The following is a 2077-nucleotide window of genomic DNA, read 5'->3' on the forward strand; positions in this document are numbered from 1 at the left end:
CAGCTCGTCAAGGTTCCGGCGGCGCCTATTGGTATATACAGCCACAAATCAAAAAGTCTTGCCGATGTAAAAGATGGCGCGACTGTTTCACTTCCGAACGATGTCACCAGTCAAGCCTGCGCGATCTTGCAGTTGCAATAAATTGGCTGGTGACACTCAAGCCGGGGGTCGACCCGGTCAATTCGTCCGAGCCCAATATTGCAACAAACCCGCACCGGATAAAGTCACTGCCTCTGGATGCTGCCCAATTGCCGCGCTCGGTCGACGACGTCGACTATGCGTTTGTGAATGGAAACTTCGCTATTGCCGCCGGCCTGATGCTGACCGACGCGCTGCTGCCGGAGAAAATTCCGCCTTATTACCTGAACGTTGTGGCGGTACGTACAAACGATCTGCAAAAGCCGTATGTGAAGGATATCTCGGCCGCTTACCAATCGCCGCAGTTCCGCCAGGTCGTGGATGAGCGTTTTCAGGGCTTTAGTAAACCCGATTATTTGCGTTAAGCTGAAACCCGCGCGCCGGCGGATTTCGCATTGCAGGTTTTCCGGTTTGGAAAGCTTCAATAAATATTGGCACGGCGTACAATTGAATCGCGATAATTCCAAGAGCGTCCTGCACGGCAAGGTATCTTCGTTACGGACACGTTCAAGCATTTGGCGAAGTCTTGTCACAACAATGCAATGCGACGCGTCTCGGCGCCCTGGCTTTATCCTCGGTTCTACTTTCATTTTTTTGCTTTAAATTTTTCTGGACACACTCATGGCAACCGGTACGGTCAAATGGTTCAACGATGCAAAGGGCTTCGGTTTCATCACGCCGGATGACGGCGGCGAAGACCTGTTCGCGCACTTCTCGGAAATCAAGGCAGAAGGCTTCAAGAGCCTTCAGGAGAATCAAAAGGTCACGTTCGAAGTGAAGCAAGGACCGAAGGGCAAGCAGGCGTCGAACATCGTTCCAGCCTGAGTTTTGAGCACGGCCAGATCAGCCTGCTGATCTGCACGCGGTCGTCGTAATGCGAGGCATTGCGGCGACCGCGGGTTTACCTTGACGCAATCGAAGCAAGTTCAGCACTTTCATTTGCCGGTTCCGGCAAACTCGTCGTCCTGGACTACTGACCGCTCGCCTGGCCCAAGCGTTTTTCCTGCGGTTCGCGCCGATGCGTGCGCCAGACTGAAACGCTCGTCCGGAGCCGTTCCATTCAAATGGTAATTGCCAACAGCGGCCTCACGCTGGATCGCGGGATTATGCGAGGCAATGACGCGTGCATTGCGCCAGTGGCGGTCGAGCCTGCGTGTTTCGCTCGTCGCAGAAGCACCACCCACTTCAAATAAAAGCGTCGCTGCCTCGAGCACCTGTTCGAGTACGATCTGTTGCGCCTGATAGGCCTGGATATCGACCGCAATGTAGTCCGCCGTCGTTGCCCTTCCCTCGTTGCGCGCCTGGTGCGCCCGTTCGAGCGCCGACGCAACCGCGTCGACCAGTGCTTCGGCGGAATAAGCGAGGCTTCCAAGCCGTCCCACTACACGATGCACAAGCGGATTGTCACGCGGACTCGATTGTCCGGCGACGCCAAAAGTGCGTGTGCGGCCTTGAACAAACTCGACGCCGTCGCGCAATACCGCGCGGGCGATGCCCGCCAGCGTGGCGAGATGGACGGTCCGGTAGAACGCAGTAAGCAGGGAATTGCGGCGAGGCTCGGAGGCTTTATACCGGGACAGGATCTGCTCGACCGGAACGCGGACGTTATCAAAGCGTGTCGTGCCGCTTGCCGTCAGGCGCTGGCCGAAACCGTCCCAGTCGTCATTGCGCGCAACGCCGGGTGCGTCGCTGCGCACGAGCACGTGCAAGTCGTTCTGTGTATCGTGTGCGGCGACGTTGATCCATTCCGAATAGAGCGTGCCGGTGCTGTAGTATTTCTCTCCATTAAGCAGGACATAGGCGGGATCTTTATCGGCAATCACGGTCACGCTGTTATGCGTTGAGCCCGTGCGCTCCGATGTCGCCGCGCCAATTGTTTCGCCTTTGGCAATGCGCCCGAGCCATCGTTCGCGTGCCGCAATATCGTCGCTTTCAAGTC

2 protein-coding genes and 1 pseudogene are annotated in these 2077 nt (G+C 56.7%); 2 read left to right on the forward strand and 1 reads right to left on the reverse strand.

Annotation, left to right across the window (positions count from 1 at the left end; translation table 11 throughout):
* A pseudogene (locus tag ACFFAR_RS31585) lies at window positions 1–503 on the forward strand (MetQ/NlpA family ABC transporter substrate-binding protein); the annotation flags it as partial.
* A gap of 256 nt (window positions 504–759) precedes the next feature.
* Window positions 760–963 carry a cold-shock protein gene (locus ACFFAR_RS31590; protein ID WP_031356584.1) on the forward strand — a complete coding sequence of 68 codons (204 nt, stop codon included), beginning with the start codon at window positions 760–762 and terminating at the stop codon, window positions 961–963.
* A gap of 110 nt (window positions 964–1073) precedes the next feature.
* Here ACFFAR_RS31590 and ACFFAR_RS31595 read toward each other — a convergent pair.
* On the reverse strand, window positions 1074–2077 hold a 1004-nt coding region (locus ACFFAR_RS31595; RefSeq protein ID WP_375509272.1), incomplete at its 5' end, for an acyl-CoA dehydrogenase family protein.

The organism is uncultured Caballeronia sp. (genome assembly GCF_964243625.1).
In the GTDB taxonomy this organism is placed as follows: domain Bacteria; phylum Pseudomonadota; class Gammaproteobacteria; order Burkholderiales; family Burkholderiaceae; genus Caballeronia.

Coding starts and splice junctions, on each gene's coding strand:
- ACFFAR_RS31590 (WP_031356584.1), top strand. CDS start 760: ATGGCAACCGGTACGGTCAAATGGTTCAACGATGCAAAGGGCTTCGGT.